This window comes from Oleiphilus sp. HI0080 (genome assembly GCF_001635135.1).
In genome coordinates this window covers 1-679 of the sequence record NZ_LWFU01000067.1, presented here as the reverse complement: position 1 = coordinate 679, position 679 = coordinate 1, and the positions used below count along the sequence as shown (strand labels likewise).

Below are 679 nucleotides of genomic sequence, written 5' to 3'. Positions count from 1 at the left end.
GTGTAACAGCTGTCGCTTCACCGCCACCGATACACAAGCTAGCCAAACCTTTGGTTTTTCCTTCTTTCTTAAGAGCGTAGATCAGGGTCGCGATAATACGCGCACCAGATGCGCCAACAGGATGGCCCAGTGCTACTGCACCGCCATGAATGTTGATTTTTTCTGCAGGAATGTCGTGTGCGTTCATCGCCGTCATGGCTACCATTGCAAATGCTTCGTTAACTTCAAACAAGTCAACATCTGATGAGCTCCAGCCTGTTTTCTTTAGTACCTTCTCCATAGCACCACAAGGAGCGTGCGTGAATTTCGCAGGCGCTTCCGCATGCGATGCGGTCGCACGAATGACTGCCAGAGGGCTAAGGCCTTTCTCTTTTGCGACCTTGCCAGAGCAAAGAACAACCGCTGCCGCGCCGTCAGAGATGGCTGAAGAGTTGGCGGCTGTAACAACACCGTCTTTATCGAAAGCAGGGCGTAGTGAAGGAATCTTCTCAGGACGAGCTTGTCCAGGAAGCTCATCTTTATCAAAGATGACTTCACCTTTGCGTGATTTAACGCTGAATGGCGTGATCTCTTCTTTAAACCAGCCTTCATTGGTTGCTGCTTGGGCTCGCTCAAGAGAGCGTAAGGTGTACTCGTCCATCGCTTCTCGTGTAAGACCGTCTTCCTGACTGTTTTCGTC

1 protein-coding gene is annotated in these 679 nt (G+C 50.7%); it reads right to left on the bottom strand.

Going from position 1 to position 679, the window contains the following annotated elements; translation table 11 throughout:
• Positions 1-679 (bottom strand): thiolase family protein (locus A3751_RS00970; protein WP_156492153.1); only part of this gene is annotated, 679 nt, incomplete at both ends.